The organism is Ruegeria sp. C5 (assembly GCF_056537605.1).
In genome coordinates, this window is sequence record NZ_JBQFRX010000007.1 from 75,124 (window position 1) to 92,226 (window position 17,103).

General features: G+C 54.3%; 13 protein-coding genes and 1 pseudogene. 8 read left to right on the plus strand and 6 right to left on the minus strand.

What is annotated here, in order from left to right:
* Nucleotides 1–49 precede the first annotated feature (49 nt).
* On the plus strand, nucleotides 50–3,634 hold the full coding sequence (locus ACR0AW_RS18740; RefSeq protein WP_170733999.1) for a hydantoinase B/oxoprolinase family protein: 3,585 nt from the start codon (nucleotides 50–52) through the stop codon (nucleotides 3,632–3,634).
* 483 nt (nucleotides 3,635–4,117) lie between these two features.
* On the opposite strand, the gene ACR0AW_RS18745 is transcribed toward ACR0AW_RS18740, so the two are convergent.
* Both ACR0AW_RS18745 and ACR0AW_RS18750 read right to left on the minus strand, forming a co-directional pair.
* The gene (locus ACR0AW_RS18745; protein WP_170511028.1) at nucleotides 4,118–5,029 is read right to left on the minus strand and encodes a glutaminase; all 912 of its coding nucleotides are present in this window, start codon (nucleotides 5,027–5,029) and stop codon (nucleotides 4,118–4,120) included.
* Between the two features lie 58 nt (nucleotides 5,030–5,087).
* Nucleotides 5,088–6,026: a LysR family transcriptional regulator gene (locus tag ACR0AW_RS18750; protein WP_170511025.1), complete on the minus strand. Its 939-nt coding sequence runs from the start codon at nucleotides 6,024–6,026 to the stop codon at nucleotides 5,088–5,090.
* Between the two features lie 421 nt (nucleotides 6,027–6,447).
* Between ACR0AW_RS18750 and ACR0AW_RS18755 the strand changes: the two genes are divergently transcribed.
* The 7 genes and pseudogenes from ACR0AW_RS18755 (at nucleotide 6,448) to ACR0AW_RS18785 (ending at nucleotide 13,314) form a co-directional block, all read left to right on the plus strand.
* Nucleotides 6,448–8,070 (plus strand): peptide ABC transporter substrate-binding protein, encoded by a 1,623-nt coding sequence (locus ACR0AW_RS18755; protein WP_170511022.1) that lies wholly within the window; start codon nucleotides 6,448–6,450, stop codon nucleotides 8,068–8,070.
* Between the two features lie 89 nt (nucleotides 8,071–8,159).
* Nucleotides 8,160–9,083, plus strand: coding sequence for an oligopeptide ABC transporter permease OppB (oppB, locus tag ACR0AW_RS18760; protein WP_170511019.1), 924 nt, complete (start codon nucleotides 8,160–8,162; stop codon nucleotides 9,081–9,083).
* 12 nt (nucleotides 9,084–9,095) lie between these two features.
* Nucleotides 9,096–10,013 (plus strand): ABC transporter permease subunit, encoded by a 918-nt coding sequence (locus ACR0AW_RS18765; protein ID WP_170734001.1) that lies wholly within the window; start codon nucleotides 9,096–9,098, stop codon nucleotides 10,011–10,013.
* A gap of 9 nt (nucleotides 10,014–10,022) precedes the next feature.
* Nucleotides 10,023–10,991, plus strand: a complete 969-nt coding sequence (locus ACR0AW_RS18770) for an oligopeptide/dipeptide ABC transporter ATP-binding protein (RefSeq protein WP_170511016.1) — start codon at nucleotides 10,023–10,025, stop codon at nucleotides 10,989–10,991.
* Nucleotides 10,988–11,995 (plus strand): oligopeptide/dipeptide ABC transporter ATP-binding protein, encoded by a 1,008-nt coding sequence (locus ACR0AW_RS18775; RefSeq protein WP_170403814.1) that lies wholly within the window; start codon nucleotides 10,988–10,990, stop codon nucleotides 11,993–11,995. Before ACR0AW_RS18770 ends, ACR0AW_RS18775 begins: the two co-directional genes overlap by 4 nt.
* Nucleotides 11,996–12,001: 6 nt before the next feature.
* A pseudogene (locus ACR0AW_RS18780) lies at nucleotides 12,002–12,151 on the plus strand (ISNCY family transposase); the annotation flags it as partial.
* A gap of 938 nt (nucleotides 12,152–13,089) precedes the next feature.
* Complete coding sequence (locus ACR0AW_RS18785) at nucleotides 13,090–13,314, plus strand: helix-turn-helix domain-containing protein (protein WP_170734003.1); 225 nt, start codon at nucleotides 13,090–13,092, stop codon at nucleotides 13,312–13,314.
* On the opposite strand, the gene ACR0AW_RS18790 is transcribed toward ACR0AW_RS18785, so the two are convergent.
* The 4 genes from ACR0AW_RS18790 to ACR0AW_RS18805 all read right to left on the minus strand — a co-directional run bounded on the left by ACR0AW_RS18790 (nucleotide 13,211) and on the right by ACR0AW_RS18805 (nucleotide 17,076).
* Entirely contained in the window at nucleotides 13,211–13,717 is a 507-nt protein-coding gene (locus ACR0AW_RS18790) for an MFS transporter (protein WP_480439432.1), read from the minus strand. The two genes, ACR0AW_RS18785 and ACR0AW_RS18790, sit on opposite strands and share 104 nt — an antisense overlap.
* Before the next feature lie 611 nt (nucleotides 13,718–14,328).
* Nucleotides 14,329–15,138: an NAD-dependent epimerase/dehydratase family protein gene (locus ACR0AW_RS18795; protein ID WP_170734004.1), complete on the minus strand. Its 810-nt coding sequence runs from the start codon at nucleotides 15,136–15,138 to the stop codon at nucleotides 14,329–14,331.
* Complete coding sequence (locus tag ACR0AW_RS18800) at nucleotides 15,126–16,028, minus strand: hypothetical protein (protein ID WP_170734005.1); 903 nt, start codon at nucleotides 16,026–16,028, stop codon at nucleotides 15,126–15,128. The genes ACR0AW_RS18795 and ACR0AW_RS18800 overlap by 13 nt, the downstream gene beginning before the upstream one ends.
* A gap of 52 nt (nucleotides 16,029–16,080) precedes the next feature.
* Nucleotides 16,081–17,076 carry a substrate-binding domain-containing protein gene (locus ACR0AW_RS18805; RefSeq protein ID WP_010437236.1) on the minus strand — a complete coding sequence of 332 codons (996 nt, stop codon included), beginning with the start codon at nucleotides 17,074–17,076 and terminating at the stop codon, nucleotides 16,081–16,083.
* Between the last annotated feature and the right edge of the window lie 27 nt (nucleotides 17,077–17,103).

The window sequence follows — 17,103 nt, forward strand, 5'->3', positions numbered from 1 at the left end:
TTCATGAAATTCAATGCCGGTTTGGCCGGCAAGCAGAGGAGTTATGTCCATGTGGCAGTTTTGGGTAGATCGGGGTGGCACGTTCACCGACATCGTTGCACGCAAGCCGGATGGAAGTTTGCAGACACATAAGTTGCTGTCCGAGAATCCTGAACGCTATGCCGACGCCGCTGTACAAGGTGTTCGTGAATTGCTGGGTCTGGAAAGCGATCAGGACATCCCAAAAGGGTCAATTCGTGCGGTAAAGATGGGAACCACGGTCGCGACCAACGCGCTGCTGGAACGGAAAGGCGAACGAACCATTCTGTTCATAACGAAGGGGCTGCGCGATCTTTTGCGGATCGGGTATCAGAACCGTCCGCGCCTGTTCGACCTGAACATCCAGCTGCCCGAGCTTCTGTACGAAGACGTAGTCGAAGTCGAGGAACGTGTCGCGGCAGATGGCGAGGTCGTGACACAGCTGGATATCGACAAAACGAAAACCGCGTTGGAAAAGGCCTATTCGGACGGGTACCGATCCGTCGCTGTCGCGTTGATGCACAGCTTTCAGTATCCCGCTCATGAAAAACTGATTGGTGAGCTGGCGCGTGCCGTTGGGTTTCCACAAATCTCGCTTAGCCACGAGGTGAGCCCGCTGATCAAACTGGTGGGCCGCGGAGACACCGCAGTGGTTGATGCCTATTTGTCACCCATTCTTCGTCGATACGTAGAGCAGGTAGCGACAGCTCTGGGCGCCGATGAAGGCGGGTGCGATCAATTGATGTTCATGCAGTCTAACGGCGGCTTGACCGACGCCGATCTTTTCCAGGGTCGTGATGCCATCTTGTCCGGGCCGGCGGGCGGTGTCGTCGGAATGGTACGCACCGCTGCCGATCACGGCTTTGACAAACTGATTGGTTTCGACATGGGCGGCACGTCTACGGACGTGTGTCACTATGCCGGTGAATATGAACGATTCTTTGAAACCGAGGTTGCCGGCGTCCGGATGCGTGCGCCGATGATGTCGATCCATACGGTCGCCGCAGGTGGCGGATCTATCCTGTCCTTTCGTGATGGCAGGATGCAGGTCGGGCCGGAAAGTGCTGGCGCCAACCCCGGACCTGCTGCCTATAGACGCGGTGGCCCGCTAACCGTCACCGACTGCAATGTTTTGCTTGGCAAACTGCAGCCCAATCATTTTCCGTCGGTTTTCGGCCATGAAGGCAACGAACCGTTGGATAAGGAAATTGTGCGCAGAAAATTTGAAGCGCTGGCGGCTGAAATGGGTACGGATAAGTCGATTGAAGAACTTGCCCAAGGGTTCTTGCGCATCGCTGTTGAGAACATGGCAAATGCGATCAAGAAAATCAGTGTGCAACGCGGTTACGACGTTACCAAATATACCATGAATTGCTTTGGCGGTGCCGGGGGACAGCACGCCTGCCTGGTCGCCGACGCGTTGGGGATGGAACGGATTTTCATCCACCCGTATGCGGGCGTTTTGTCAGCCTTTGGTATGGGTTTGGCGGACATCACAGCGATCCGGGAACATCAGTTCCAGTCCTTTATTCTGGATCCAGAGGCACAGAATATCTGCGATGCTCTGGCGAAGTCCGCCAGGGCCGAGGTTGCGGCGCAGGGCGTGGCAGAGGTAGATATCTCGATCTCAGCAACTGCCCATATCCGTCCCGCGGACGCTCAGCAAAGTCTGTCGGTGCCATTTTCCGACCCGATTTCGATGCGCGACGCATTTGTCGTGTCGCACAAGCAGCGCTTTGGATTCGCGCCGGATACCAGCGATCTGATCATCGAAATGCTGGTGACAGAGGCTATTGGAAAGACGGGTGAGCAGGTCACTTTGCCCGATAGTGACGCAACCAACGCCGCTCGGATTCCGGTGACGCTTTATTGCAGCGGGCACCACCAACAGGTTCCCCTTGTTGATCGGACGCAGCTTGGCATTGGTCAATCGATCAAAGGCCCGGCGATCTTGACCGAACCAACTGGAACAAATGTCGTCGAAGACGGTTGGACTGCCACCTGTCTGAGCGGTGGCAACCTGGTCCTGACGCGTGAAACACCGCTGCAGCGGGTTGAAGCAGTCGGCACAAATGTCGATCCGGTTATGCTGGAAGTGTTTAACAACCTTTTCATGTCTATAGCCGAACAGATGGGGGCAACGCTCGCGAATACGGCGTATTCAGTGAATATCAAAGAACGGTACGACTTTTCCTGCGCGATATTTGACCAAAACGGTGATCTGGTTGCCAACGCACCGCATGTGCCCGTGCACTTGGGCTCGATGTCGGAAAGTGTTCGTACGATCCTACGTCAAAACAAGGGCAAAATCCGTCCAGGTGACGTGTTTATGATGAACAACCCCTATAATGGCGGCACCCACCTTCCCGATGTTACCGTCGTCACCCCAGTTTTTGACGAAGCAGGTGAGAAAATCGTGTTCACCGTCGCCTCGCGCGGCCATCACGCTGACATCGGAGGTAAGACCCCTGGCTCGGCTCCGCCCGACAGTCGCCACATTGAAGAAGAAGGCGTGTTGATCGACAATTTCTTGTTGGTCGATCAGGGTAAATTACGAGACGGCGCGGCGCGCGACCTGTTGGGTTCAGGGCGTTACCCGTGTCGCAATGTCGATCAGAACATGGCGGATCTTGCGGCACAGATTGCAGCGAACGAGACCGGCGCAGCCGAACTGCGCAAAATATCGGCGCAGTTTGGTTTGCCAACAGTCCACGCCTATATGGGGCACGTTCAGCACAACGCTGAGGAAAGCGTGCGACAGGTTCTCGACGTCCTGCGAGATTGCAGTTTTTCCTACCCATTGGACGGAGGGGCAAAAATCGAAGTGGCAATTTCGGTAGACAGGGAATCCCGAACCGCCACTATCGATTTTTCGGGCACATCCGATCAATCGCCCCTCAACTACAATGCACCGCTGGCAATTTGCCGTGCCGTTGTCTTGTACGTGTTCCGAACGTTGGTCGGCAGCGACATTCCGATGAACGAAGGCTGTATGAAACCTTTGAAACTGATTGTTCCGGCTGGCACGATGATCAATCCCAACGCACCCGCGGCAGTCATTTCCGGCAATACAGAAGTCTCGCAAGCCATTGCGGACACCCTTTATGGCGCGCTTGGGGTTATTGCCGGCAGCCAGGGCACGATGAACAACTTTGTCTACGGTAATGCCTCCTATCAAAACTACGAAACCATCTGCGGCGGGACCGGAGCCGGCAAGGGCTTTAACGGTACGAGCGCGGTACACAGCCATATGACAAACACCCGCATGACGGACCCGGAGGTTCTGGAAAGCCGGTTCCCGGTACGGTTGGAGGAGTTTTCGATCCGCTCTGGTTCAGGCGGGAACGGTGAGTTTCAAGGTGGCGACGGTATCCGCAGGCGGTTGCGGTTCTTAGAAGAAACAACCGTGACCATCCTTTCGTCCCACCGGGATACCCATCCACACGGTGCTTCAGGCGGCGCCCCCGGCGCGACGGGACAGAACGCAATTGTCCGTAGCGACGGAGCCGTACAAAAGCTCTGTGGCAACGACCAGTCAGTTCTTCATTCGGGAGACGAGTTTGTAATGGAAACACCCGGCGGCGGTGGGTTCGGTCAACCAAACAAATCGGTTTAAGTTGGGGATATACGACGAAAGAAGGGTTTTCGTAATACAAAGGTGCCTTTGACTTGCTCAGGATATTGTGAAAACGCTTTCTTTTGCTACGGAAAAAACAGCTGAGGCCAGCTTCGCTCTGCGGTGTTGGCCTACTGTTGATCAGCTATCTCTTGTGTCGTGAACGGTCGCATTGGGATCTGTTTAGCAACATCGAACTGGTGGATGGAATGCAGCTGTGGGCCACCCGTCGTAGTGCAACTCGATTAGTTCCAGCTGATGCAGCGCTGCATCCGACGACTGAAAGGAGTCTGAAGGAGAAGAACTAAGTTTGTGCTACGGGCGTACGAAGAAACTACCTTGCTGATCTTGCACCCTTCTAAGCGCTGCGCGGCAGCGTGAAAACCGGCCATTCGTTCAGGACACAACGAGATTAGAGCGGGCAACTTACGGGTCGCGGACGAAACTGTCCTATCTTGGAGCAACGGTTACTCACTGATTATTTCAGAAGACGGACCATCCGGTTTCTTGAGTCAAATAGGCGGCTGCCCGTGTACCAGCATTTGAATTGCCGTAGAAATTCAATCCCGGTGACCAAATGCCGATGGAAGCAACGTTGGGTGCAATAATGAGAATTCCGCCACCTACGCCACTTTTCCCTGGCAATCCAACGCGAAATGCAAAGTCGCCGGAACCATCGTAGTGACCGCAGGTCATCATCAACGCGTTGACACGTCGCGCGTGATTTAGGGACATCACTCTTGGCGATCCCTTCAAACCGGCAAGAACGCGACCGGCTCGTGCAAGTTGGATGGTTGTCATTTCAATTGCGCATTGATGGAAGTACGTTCCAAGGACCAAATCGGGCGGGTTAAAAAGGTTCTCATAAGACGCCAGATAATGAGCGAGTGCCTTGTTTCTGGCCCCAGTCTCTTGCTCGGATCTGGCCACGGCGCCGTTGATATGAATGTCATCATCCTCGGCCATTGCGCGCACGAGATTCAAGACTTCGGCCAAAGCCAGTTTGGGCTCACGGCCAGACAGGAGGGCGTCTGTGGTAACAATAGCGCCTGCATTCACAAACGGGTTTCTGGGGTGGCCTTTGTCGCTCTCCAAAAGAACGATCGAGTCGAAAGCAGTACCTGAGGGTTCGCGATCGACCCGTGCCCACAATTGGTCGCCGATCCTTCCCAAGGTTGCAATAAGTGCAAAGACTTTAGAGATGCTTTGTATCGTGAACCGTTGATTGGCCAGCCCCGCAGAATACGTCGCCCCGTCTGCCAAGCAGACACTGATAGCAAATTGGGCGGGTTCAATTTCAGCAAGATCCGGAATGTACTGCGCAGGCTGTCCCCAATCCGCTTCGTGATAGATTCGATCTGATATGCTTGTCAGCAGCGCCTGTAAGTCGAGCATCAGCCAATCCTAATTTTAGCAGTGACGTTGTTGTTCAGCACACCGGGGCCGGCCTAGCTTACAGCTTCTCTGCACCTCCTACAAAGATCGGCAGATCGTGACGGGCCGCAAATTCAGATGTGGCATTGCGAAATGCTCGTTTGAGGACGACATACATAGACACATTTGTGTTTTCCATTGGCATCACAAATTCCATCTCAATGGTAACCCGCGGTTCGAACCTGCGTGCAACAACGCCATGCGGTGCAAATAGCGGCAGTGAAAATGGTTCCGCAATGTTGACGTTTCGTTTGTTGGCCAACAGCGCGTACCGCATTACGGATGATTGGCACCAGATTCGCTTGGATATGCTGCCAGACGCTTCGCCAATCAACCGGGTTTCGTCATCATTGGGTAAGAACATCGTTTCGCTTTCAAACCCCACATGACTATGCCCGCTGAGATCTGTATTTTTGATCACCTTCAGATTGGCTAGCTCATGGTCCTGATGCACAGCGAACACATAATCGGCCGTTGCAAAGGCTTCGGTATGGATCCCTTCAAGATGACCAACTTTGTGCGTTACGGCAAAGTCGAGCTTTTTGTCGTAGAAAGCTTCCACAGTTTCTTTGGCATCCTGATCATAAATGTCGACGAAGGCATTTGGGTAGTTCTGATGAAATGACTCTAGAACCGAGGGCAATACCGCGGCGCCGATAGTCGGTAGGCAGGCTAGGCGAACCCGATCTTCGATCCCTGCACGGATTTCAGCAGCAGCGCGTTGTAGCGATTCGGCGCTATCGTAGACACCCTCAGCGATCCTAAAAAAGGCCATACCCTGAACTGTTGGTGTTACGCCCCGGCCCACGCGAGTAAAAAGTTCGAACCCTACATTTCGCGAAAGTTCGGTGACAAGTCGACTTACACCCGATTGTGTTAACCCCATATGTTCAGCGGCGGCCGCCAATGTCCCAGTTCGCACCACGAGCAGAAACGCCTGAAGCTGCCTAAATGTCATCGTCCAACCCTCTTCGAGGAATGATCCAATATAGTGTGGCCAACAGTTCGTTGAGGATCCTTCAGGTAAAAAAACGCGATTCCCGACCAATACCGGCGAAGTTCCGATAGGCGTCAGATTACGGTGCACGCCATCGCTTCGCAAGTTGGAGGCGCTCAAATAAGCGGTGGTCGCAAAGAAACCGCTCGGCGCTCGCCGCCATTTAACATCTTAGGATAAATGCGAAAAATTTGTATTGCTGACGTAAGGTCAAGTACCTTGATGATTCAGCAGGATTCCGAAGGGAAAATGTTTGCTACCACTCCGACCACGATGAACCACAAGGCACAGCAAGGCACAAGATAAGGCCTGGCAAACTAGCGACCAAGTGAAGTCCTGCGCATTCTTTTTGCTGATGCCACTGTACATACTCGGAGCAAACATGATCTCGAACCGTGCACTTGCATTGTCCTCCGTAATCAGCATGGCGCTGCTTGCATCGCCCTCAATCGCGGATGTCCATCCTGTCACCAATGAAGAACTAGCCGACGAGCAGGTGTTTACATACCGCGTCGGTGATGAATTTGCCTCGATTGATCCGCAACTGGCGGAAGATGTCCAAGGCGGTGAATTCATTCGGGACCTTTTCGAAGGGCTGATGAACCAGGACGCAGATGGCAATCTGGTGCCTGGTGTCGCCACACATTTTGAAGCGAACGCTGACAACACCGTCTACACATTTCAATTGCGTGACAACGCCAAATGGTCGGATGGCAAACCTGTGACCGCCCATGATTTTGAGTATTCGTGGAAGCGACTTGCCGATCCGAACACGGCCTCTCCTTATTCCTGGTTCGCTAAAGAAATGGGGCTGAAGAATGTCAAAGCTGTTATGGCCGGAGATATGGATCCGTCCGAGCTTGGTGTGAAAGCCTTGGATGACCACACACTGGAAGTTCAGCTGGAAAACAGCATGGGGCACTTTCCGCTGATGACGACGAGCGAACCGACATTTCCGTCGCCAAAATGGGCGATCGATGCGCATGGGTCCGACTGGACCAAGCCCGGGAACATCGTATCAAACGGTGCTTATGTTCTGACCGAACATGTCCCCCAAGAAAAATCCGTGCGCGAACGCAATCCGCTTTACTGGAACGACCAGAACACGATTTTGGAAAGGGTCGAGGCTCTTGTCATCAGTGACGACAACGGTGCCCTGACGCGCTATCTCGCCGGTGAGTTGGATCGCACAGAGGTGCCTACCGGGCAATACAATGCCCTAAGCAAAAAACACCCAGACGACGCAGTTAGTTTTCCGCGTCTCTGTGCCTACTATTACTTCATCAACATGACGGAAAACACGCATCCCGCACTGCTGGACCCGCGTGTTCGCGAGGCGCTTTACCTGGCCATTGACCGAGAGGTGATCACCAATGCGATCCTGCAGGGTGGCGAATTTCCGGCCTACACCTTCACGCCCGAGGCGACAGCTAACTTCGTCAGCCCAGACAGCTCGGCACGTGGAATGACGCAAGCCGAAAGAGACGCGCGCGCTTCGGCTTTGCTGGCCGAGGCTGGCTACTCTGGCGAAGAGATTGAGCTGGATCTTCTTTACAATACCAGCGAGGCGCACAAGAAGATTGCGATCATTGCGTCCCAGATGTGGAAACAGAAGCTGGGTGTCGATACCGTCCTACAAAACATGGAATGGAAAACCTTCCTCGAAGCGCGTTCGAACCAGCAGTTCGACATAGGCCGCGCCGGATGGTGCGGGCCATATAACCTGGCATCGTCCTTCCTGGACCTGATGAGCAGCACACACGCATATAACGATGCGGGCTATGCCAATGCCGAGGTTGACGCACTGCTGGAAAAAGCCAAGACCAGCCCCGATCCGTCTGCAAGTTTTACGCGTATCGAGGAAATCCTGGCCACCGACTTCCCGATCATTCCGATCTATCACTACGCAGGCGTTTACATGATGAACGACGATCTTAGGAACTGGCCCGTTGGGAATGTCGAGCAGAAATGGTACTCGCGCGAGCTCTATTTCGCGGCTGACTGACTGGGCAGCGCCGGACCGCACACCACGTCTCTGGTCCGGCACCTCATCCCGAATTCGCCCCAAACATTCCCTTTCCGCGGGAGGTCCCAATGACCGAATTCATATTCAGACGTCTGCTATCCGCGATTCCTACGCTACTTGTTCTGATCATCTTCTCCTTTCTGCTGATGCATTCCGCACCCGGCGGCCCGTTTTCTTCTGACCGACCCCTGCCGCCCGAAGTGCTGGCCAACATCGAGGCCAAGTACCATCTCGACGATCCTCTTCCGCTCCAGATCTGGAACTACGTTGTGGGTGTCGTCACCCAGTTCGATTTCGGTCCGTCCTTTCAATATAAGGATAGGACGGTAAACGAGATCATCGCTCAGGGTTTTCCGGTGACGTTGACTTATGGGTCGATCGCATTTGTGGTTGCCGTTGTGTTTGGGTGCGCCTTGGGCATCACGGCAGCGCTGAACCAGAACTCGTGGCTGGACTATTTTGCCGTGGGTGTTTCTATCGGCGCTCAGGTGCTGCCGAACTTTGTCATGGCGCCGATCCTCGTGCTGATCTTTACGCTATGGCTCGGATGGCTGCCCGGCGGTGGGTGGAACGGTGGGCAATGGCCCTACCTGGTCATGCCGGTGATCGCATTGTCGACCAGCTTCATGGCGTCGATTGCCCGGATCATGCGGTCGTCGCTGTTGGAAGTGATGCACAGCAACTTTATACGAACCGCGCGCGCCAAAGGCCTGTCGGCGCGTGCAATCCTTTTCCGGCACGCCTTGAAGCCGGCGATGCTGCCGGTGATTTCCTACCTCGGGCCGACCTTCGTGATCATGATCACCGGATCTGTTGTGATCGACCTCTATTTCACCACCGGCGGTATCGGGCAGGCCTTTGTAAACTCGGCGCTGAACCGGGACTATTCGGTGATGATGGGGATCACGATCCTGATCGGCTGCCTAACCATCCTTTTTAATCTGGTCGTGGACATCCTCTACGCCTGGATTGACCCCAAGATCAAACTATGAGGAGGCCGCACCATGTCTGACACCGCCATTGCAACTCCTGACGGCCACGTGGAAACACCGACAAAAGGGCGATCCCTCTGGCAGGACGCGCGCCGCCGGTTCTTGCAAAACCGGGCCGCTGTGATCAGCCTATTCGTGCTGAGTTTTATATGCCTTGTTGCCGTTCTTGGCCCGTTTTTTACCGCATGGAACAACGAAGAGGTGGACTGGAGCGTCTTGGGCGACATTGCTACGTTGGGCGCGCCGTCGCTAGGAAACGGCCACTATTTCGGCGTCGATGAACTTGGCCGAGACCTCTTTGCGCGTGTCGTTCAAGGTACGCAGGTTTCACTCATGGTCGGGATCGTCGGTTCGTTGATCGCCGTCACCTTCGGGACCCTCTATGGCGCGACAGCTGGATATGTAGGCGGGCGCACCGACAACATCATGATGCGGCTAGTCGATATCCTGATGTCGATCCCTTACATGTTCGTGCTTATCCTGCTGCTGGTCGTCTTTGGCCGCTCGATGTGGCTGCTGTTCGTGGGTGTCGGATTGATTTCCTGGTTGGAAATGTCACGGATCGTACGCGGCCAGACATTGACCCTGAAATCCAAAGAATATGTCGAGGCGGCACTGGCTATCGGGGTCAAGCACCATGTGATTGTCATCCGGCATATCATCCCGAACTTGCTGGGTGTGATCGTGATCTACGCCACCCTGCTGGTGCCTCAGATGATCCTGACCGAGAGCTTTATCTCGTTCCTTGGCCTCGGAGTTCAGGAGCCCAACACAAGCTGGGGAGCGTTGATCTCGGAAGGTGCCTCGACCCTGCAATACGGCACCTACTGGCAGCTCTTCTTCCCGCTCGCTTTCTTTATTGTGACGCTCTTTTGCTTCTTCTTCATCGGTGACGGCCTGCGCGACGCGCTGGACCCCAAAGACAGGTAGGGACCATTCATGAGCTTGCTAGAAGTCAAAAACCTCTCTGTAGAATTCGACACGCCCGACGGGCCGGTACGTGCCGTGCAGGACGTCAGCTTTTCGCTCGGAGAGCAGAAGACTCTGGCCATCGTCGGAGAAAGCGGATCAGGGAAGAGCCAGACGGCGTTTTCAATCATGGGGCTGCTCGCCGGCAACGGGCGGGTGACCGGATCGGTCAAATTCGACGGAACCGAGATTCTTAATGCGTCGGAAAAAGTGATGAATACCTACCGCGCTGCGCAGATTGCGATGATCTTTCAAGATCCGATGACATCTTTGAACCCTTTCGTCCGAGTGTCAAAGCAGATGGCTGAGGTGCTGATGCTTCACAAAGGGTTAAGTAAAACGGACGCCATCAAGGATAGCACCAAGATGCTGGACGCCGTTAAAATCCCCGACCCGGCACGACGTGTTCACATGTACCCGCACGAGTTTTCCGGTGGCATGCGACAGAGGGTGATGATTGCGATGTCCTTGCTATGCCACCCCAGGTTGGTCATCGCCGACGAGCCGACAACTGCGCTGGACGTAACTGTGCAAGCGCAAATTATGGATTTGTTAAGTGACCTGCAAAGCGATTTTGGTATGAGCATCGTGTTGATTACCCACGACCTTGGAGTCGTAAAGGGATCGTGCGAGAACACGCTGGTGCTCTATGGCGGGCGTGTAATGGAAAGCGGCCCGACGGATCAGCTCTTTGAGGCGCCCACCCATCCCTATACCCGTGGATTGTTGCATGCGGTGCCAAGGTTGGAGTCAAATGACGCCAAGCTGGCTACCATCCCCGGGAATCCGCCCAACATGCAGCAACCACCTAAGGGCTGCGCATTTTCTCCGCGCTGCGGGTATGCCAACGACCGCTGCATCGCCGAGAAGCCCAAGCTGGAACAATTCAGAGCGGGTCGCAGCCGCACTTGTCATCTGTCCTTGGAGGAGCTCGTATGACCAGTACCGAAACATTACTCAAGGTCGATGGCGTCAAGGTCTATTTCAAGTACGGCGGAACCGGCCTCGCGAAGAGAACGGAACAAAAGTACATCAAGGCTGTTGACGGGATCAGCTTCGACATTAGACGCGGCGAAACGCTGGGGATCGTCGGCGAAAGCGGTTGCGGTAAATCCACGCTGGCTCGCGCTGTCATACGGATGGTTCCTGCGCATTCCGGGCGTGTGTTGTGGATGGGTCAAGACCTGCTTGAATTGGATGGAAACGCCATGCGCGACCAGCGCAAGGACCTTCAAATGATCTTTCAGGATCCGCTAGCCTCGCTGAATCCGCGCATGACTTTGGGGCAGATCATCGCGGAACCGTTGAAAACACATTTCCCCAAGATGCCCCGATCCGAGATCCGCTCGAAGGTGGCTGCCATGATGGCGCGAGTTGGCCTGTTGACCAGCATGGTCAACCGCTATCCGCACGAGTTTTCCGGTGGCCAGTGTCAGCGGATCGGGATTGCGAGAGCACTGATACTAGAACCCAAGCTGATCATTTGTGACGAGCCGGTTTCTGCGCTGGACGTGTCGATCCAGGCGCAGGTAATAAATCTGCTGATGGACCTACAGAAAGAGATGAACCTCTCCCTGATGTTCATCGCCCATGACCTGAGCGTTGTAAAACACATCTCCACACGCGTGATGGTTCTGTATTTGGGTAATGTGGTGGAATTGGCCGAAAGCGAAGCCATATATCGGAACCCGTCACACCCATATACCCGCGCTTTGATTGCAGCCGTGCCGGATCTGGACAAGCCCGCCCCGGCAGACCGGGCGTCATTGATGGTCGACGGAGAGTTGCCCTCTCCGCTGGCGCCTCCGTCCGGGTGCCCATTTCGTACGAGATGTCCCATGGCCCAGGATATTTGCAGTACTGACAAGCCGAAACTAAAAACATCGTTCGACGGCCACAGTGTTGCGTGTCATTTTCATCGGGTTGACCAACACGACAACTGAAATTTGCTGTTGCGTAAACAGCGACGGACATTCCACTTACAGCGCTTGCGCCGGGAGGGTTATTGCGAGTTGAACCAGATTGACGGCTCCGATCACCGAAGGCTCGAGGATCGAAGCGACACCTGCACGCTGCTCGTATTCATTTACGATGCGACCAACTTTCCAATTCTGAACTTCATCACCTCAGCCAACAACAAATTTGCCAACGATGTATAGGTTCAACCTTAGCTCGATTTTGCGCTCGCAGCGAACGGCCGGTTTGACGAGCCGCACCGCAGCGACCGAGACGTTGGGTGAACGGCTGCTGTGGGCCGAACCAAGAGTTTTCTAGGTCTGCTAGTATGCCCCTGAGGCGTATATGAAGAGCCTAAGGCGGCCGTGATGATTTTGAGAGTTTTCTCGGTCGACCTTTGTAACCCACGATCAGCTTTTCATCCTCGAGCAGACGTAGCGCCGTTTCCCAGTGGATTTTGAGTTTTCGTGCCACCCTGTTGATTACTTGGGTCTCTGTCCAGATGCGGCGCAGTTTATGTTTTGGCACTTTGGGTCTGCGAACCCCACGCTGTACCTCAAAGCCTCGTTCCCTAAAGAGTTTGGACAGTGTTGCAGGCTTCATCCCGTTTGCGTTGGCAATATCTGAGCAGGTTTTTCCCTTTTTATATTGCCTATAGAGGCGTTGAACATAATCGACACCAAGCAAGTCCAAGAGCCGTCGCACAACCAACGGGCTAATTCCGAGTCGCGTGGCAAATTCCTTATGGGTTTTACTTTGTCTAAGCAAAGCGAGGAGTTTGCGGCGCAGGTATGGCTGCCACGCATTTGGCGTCTCTCGCAGGAAAATAGTCGGAACTCTGCCGCATTTTATTTCGACTATTGTGCTCAAGCCTAATCCAGTTTCTTCAACGTCAGATACCTCTATTTGCGTCTCTAGGCGCAAAGCCGTCGGCGTTACAGCAACTTAGCTGATTGTCTTCCGACATTGCATTGAAATTTTGAGGCGCAAATACGTAAACGTCAGAAATTAAACAATAAAAATGACACCCGTAAAGTCATTTGTTAGGTTTCGTTAACTGGAATCAGTCGGAACATTTGACATGACCGGGAATTTGATTGTCGATCTCGCGAAACATGAGCAGATCAAGTGTGACCTTCGGCTAAAAGGCAGTTCACTGGCTAAGCTGAGCCGAGATATCGGCCGTTCCATCAGCTCAGTGTCTACTGTGTCACAAGGATACAGGCGCTCTGACTACGTCCAGAAAGCCATAGCAGAAAAGCTTGGGACAACGCCCGAGACTCTGTGGCCGGAACGTTACGAATAACGGAGGTGCCTGCAGATGAATTAGCAACAGCATAGATTGCCAGCAATCGGCCACGTGACGCCTTATCCGCAGCCTCATTTATCCATGAATCTCCAATCGCAAATAGTCCGGCTGTCGCCACGCCGGTCATAAGGCGAACGAAGAACAAGGCAGGCTCGAACTCGGTGAGCGAAAACACAAGCGCGGACCCGGCAGATATCGCAGCCCCTGCCGAGAAGGATCGGATATACCCGATTTTGGAGATAGGCCCGGCAGCAAAGAAGCAGCCAAGCAGGAAGCCTAGAGAGTATGAAGCGGATGCGATGGCAGCGCTTGCTTGTGAAGCTCCTGTTTCGGCAAAATAAAGAGCCACTAGCGTACCGGAAGCCGCCGTCACCAACTGTATGGCCGCCATCGCCAGCATGACAGATCGTAGTGTTATGAGTTGTGCCTGCACCACCACTCTTCCGTTATTCAGCTTCGTCTCTATGCCGGCCAAGGGAACACAACCATAGCACTATTCGCAATTGAAAATGCGTTCGAGTAGATCGCCGGCACGACCATGATCTACCGGTCAATCTGTAGGCTACGTCGCAACTACACTTACTCGGGATTGAATTTTTGTACTCGTGTACGCCGACTAGGTGTCCGTCGTCAGACAGTTTTGAGAGCTTCTGGGTCGTCGAAGGTCAGCTTTACTTTGTCTGAACGCTTTTTTGCCTTCTGTTTCGGGCTGAGAGCAGACATTAATCAGATAGTGTCTAATGACAGCAAAATCCGCAGAGGCAGCCTTTCGTACTCGTTCCTATGAACGGCCATCACTCAACCAGAGATCGCTTCACATAAAACCGCTTCAACGATGTGCGCAAGTCGTCATCGAATCATCAAACATCCAATGGTTGCGAAATCTGGTGCTCTTTATGTCGCTCTCCGTCTACCGCGAAGCAGACAAAGCTGACCTTTTCAGCGCTTACTTCGATGCGAGGTTTCGTAAACTGGTTGCGCAACGCAACAACAATGCTCGGATCTTGTACTCTACCAATCCGGGAAACGTGTCGCGAAAAAGCTGGGGAGTCGGACTGTAAACAGCCGCTGCAGCATGGATCTCAAGGAAATGCCCACTGTTATTTTTGCGGGGCTTCCATCCTCTGGAGAGTAGCCAATCGTTTGTCGTGTTTCGGTGATATCCCAGCGCATACCTGGGTTATCTGACATTAGGTTTAGGGCTGCGAAGGAAATATCCTTTGCATCTATTGCGGCGCGCATTCCGCTTAGAAAGTCCCGATCACTCAACCACATTTCCTGACCCCACCGGCCCATCGCCATGTGTGTGCCGGGTTGGTTGCCGTGAGTCCATTGCGTCCAGCCGATGCGCAAGCAGATGACCGATAGTCCGTGATGCTCAGCGAAATAGGCCCCTGTCCGTTCACAGAATAACTTTGACATGCCGTAGGCGTTTACTGGCCCTGGTGGTGTCGCGCTGTTGAGCACCTTATGCGTGAACCTTTTGTCGCCGTGAACCCAGTTGGAGCTGGCAAGAACCACGCGCCTGACGCCCATGGCTGCCGCATGGTGATAGAGAGAAAGCGTTGCATCCATATTGTGTTTGATCGCGGAGGCCCAAGTGGCGGAGGGCTCTCGGTCACCAGCTAGATGCACGATAATGTCCACTCCCTTTAGCAAACTGACCCAACTGCTGTCGTCGGACAGGTCTGCGGTGTGAATGTCGGGATGATCAACGGGGCGAATGTCGATGCCAGAAACGGTGTAGTCGGGGTCGCTTTCTAGCGCGTCAAAAAGTTTGCGGCCGAGATGCCCACCAGCGCCTGTAATCAGGACATGCATGACAGGAATTCCTTGTTGTTTGCGAGTCCCAATGGCATTTGGGATGCATCTTCCTCCGCCAAGACGCGGAACGTCTGCCGAAAATTCAGCGTTTCATTCGGTGCGAGATTGCGTGCCGGGGAGTGCCACTCCGCTTCGCAATAGGCGTAATCGCCCGAGTTAAAGACCTCAAACGGATAGTCGTGTGCAAATTGATCGCCCCGTTGAGGTTCTGGTACTGAACACATCAGCAGAGGGCCATCAGCGCCGCACCGCGCCACTGTACGTCCGTTTGGGTTCGGTAGCCCGACCTTGAATTCCTGCTGTCTGTTGCAATCCACGACAATGCTTTTGCCGTGCGTAGCTATCATCCCTTCGGAAGAGCCAAAAACAGGATAAAACGCGGGGTCTTCCAACCCGACACCGATCTTGGCAGGGGTGTTAAGCATCATGACTGACCAAATGCCGGTGAGGCGAGAGGAGGTCCCATGGTTGACCACGATGTGTTCTATTTCCCAGCTTTCCGCCGAGGTCAGCGTGATGCGGCGCGACACTGACAAGTGCGAGGTCGGGCATACTGCGCTGGTCATGTCGATACGAGTGCTGCTTCTTGAAGTGATCTGGTAAGAGCCGCTGTCCAACACGGGAAACGGAGCGCCGTTTACCCAGGATGCATCTGGGGCGATCCACGTCTTCTCTCCGCCCCAGAGCGGAAAACCAAATTGTGGAGAGCGTGTGGGCAGATCAGTAAGCCGTGTGTCATCGACATCCAAACCGTCGAGATCTGCGTTCTGAAATAGGAGGGAGCGACCTTGGAAGTATATATCCCATAGGCGGCCCCCGATGCCGGGCAGGAGTGTCAGTTGCAGATCGTTTTGCTGCAGGTGAAGAACGCTCCATCTGTCCGACATGTACCCCCTCCTATCGGGTTCCCGGCGCGATCGAATGCGCCGGGACAATCGCTTAGGTGTGTTTGAACTGGACGACGTTTTCTGCCGTAATCGGCATAACCCCGGTCTCAACGCGCTCCGGCAACGGGTTGATGCCAGCCGCCTTCCAATCGGGCAAGACCTTCAGCGCGTCTGTGTTCTGCCAATGCATCATGTGGAAGGCTAGAAAGATCTCAAGATAGGATTTCTGAGCCACAGCGCCGTGAATTGTGCCGTCTTCGATATAGGGAAGCATATCATCATTTCGGTCCATCGCGACGATCTTGATGTCCTTGCGTCCCGCCTCATTGACGGCAATTGCAGCGCCTTTTCCGCTGTCGCCGTCCGTGCCGCCAATTCCAACAATATCCGGGTTCGCCTGAATTGCCTGAAGGTAGGCTGTCGGCGCATAGGAAGGGTCGGCCTTATCGTTGACGACGTCGACCACTTCGATATCCGGGTATTTCTCGGCAAAGATTTGTTTGTACCCCTCGACCCGCTCCAATGTGGAGGGGGCAGGGAAAGTGCCGAGGATAACCTTGCCTTTCCCGCCAATCGCTTGCGCGAGCATTTCGCCGCCGACACGTCCTGCCTGAACGCCATTGATACCAAGAAATGTGGACCGGGGACTGTCGGGAATATCGCCAATACAACATGTGACCGGAATGCCCGCCTCGACCGCACGTTCGACGCCGGGGGCCAGAGTGGCCGGATCACCGGGGAAGATAAGGATGCCTGCGGGACGTCTTGCGATCAGTTCATCCAATTGGCGTGCTTGTGCGGCCGTGTCGAAATCCAAGGGGCCCGTGAATGTGGCCTTGATGCCCATCAGTTCCTCAAGGTCTTCCATTGCATTTCGATAGTCCACCCAGAACGGCACCTGCGTGACGATGGACAGGAACACATACTCCTTGCCGGCCGCTTGCGCCATGGCTTCTTTGGACAGCATGGGCAGTCCGAACGCTGCGGCCAATCCAGCGGTGGTGCCCGCTGTCAGCAGCCTGCGCCGATTCACGTTCAATTCAGTCATCGTAGTCTCCCTGTTTTGGATCTTTGG

Excerpts from the sequence above, each read along its gene's own strand:
- ACR0AW_RS18800 (WP_170734005.1), bottom strand. The coding sequence starts at position 16,028 with ATGTCGGACAGATGGAGCGTTCTTCACCTGCAGCAAAACGATCTGCAA.
- ACR0AW_RS18795 (WP_170734004.1), bottom strand. The coding sequence starts at position 15,138 with ATGCATGTCCTGATTACAGGCGCTGGTGGGCATCTCGGCCGCAAACTT.
- ACR0AW_RS18765 (WP_170734001.1), top strand. The coding sequence starts at position 9,096 with ATGTCTGACACCGCCATTGCAACTCCTGACGGCCACGTGGAAACACCG.
- ACR0AW_RS18755 (WP_170511022.1), top strand. The coding sequence starts at position 6,448 with ATGATCTCGAACCGTGCACTTGCATTGTCCTCCGTAATCAGCATGGCG.
- ACR0AW_RS18750 (WP_170511025.1), bottom strand. The coding sequence starts at position 6,026 with ATGACATTTAGGCAGCTTCAGGCGTTTCTGCTCGTGGTGCGAACTGGG.
- ACR0AW_RS18740 (WP_170733999.1), top strand. The coding sequence starts at position 50 with ATGTGGCAGTTTTGGGTAGATCGGGGTGGCACGTTCACCGACATCGTT.
- oppB (WP_170511019.1), top strand. The coding sequence starts at position 8,160 with ATGACCGAATTCATATTCAGACGTCTGCTATCCGCGATTCCTACGCTA.
- ACR0AW_RS18745 (WP_170511028.1), bottom strand. The coding sequence starts at position 5,029 with ATGCTCGACTTACAGGCGCTGCTGACAAGCATATCAGATCGAATCTAT.
- ACR0AW_RS18790 (WP_480439432.1), bottom strand. The coding sequence starts at position 13,717 with ATGCTGGCGATGGCGGCCATACAGTTGGTGACGGCGGCTTCCGGTACG.
- ACR0AW_RS18805 (WP_010437236.1), bottom strand. The coding sequence starts at position 17,076 with ATGACTGAATTGAACGTGAATCGGCGCAGGCTGCTGACAGCGGGCACC.
- ACR0AW_RS18770 (WP_170511016.1), top strand. The coding sequence starts at position 10,023 with ATGAGCTTGCTAGAAGTCAAAAACCTCTCTGTAGAATTCGACACGCCC.
- ACR0AW_RS18775 (WP_170403814.1), top strand. The coding sequence starts at position 10,988 with ATGACCAGTACCGAAACATTACTCAAGGTCGATGGCGTCAAGGTCTAT.
- ACR0AW_RS18785 (WP_170734003.1), top strand. The coding sequence starts at position 13,090 with ATGACCGGGAATTTGATTGTCGATCTCGCGAAACATGAGCAGATCAAG.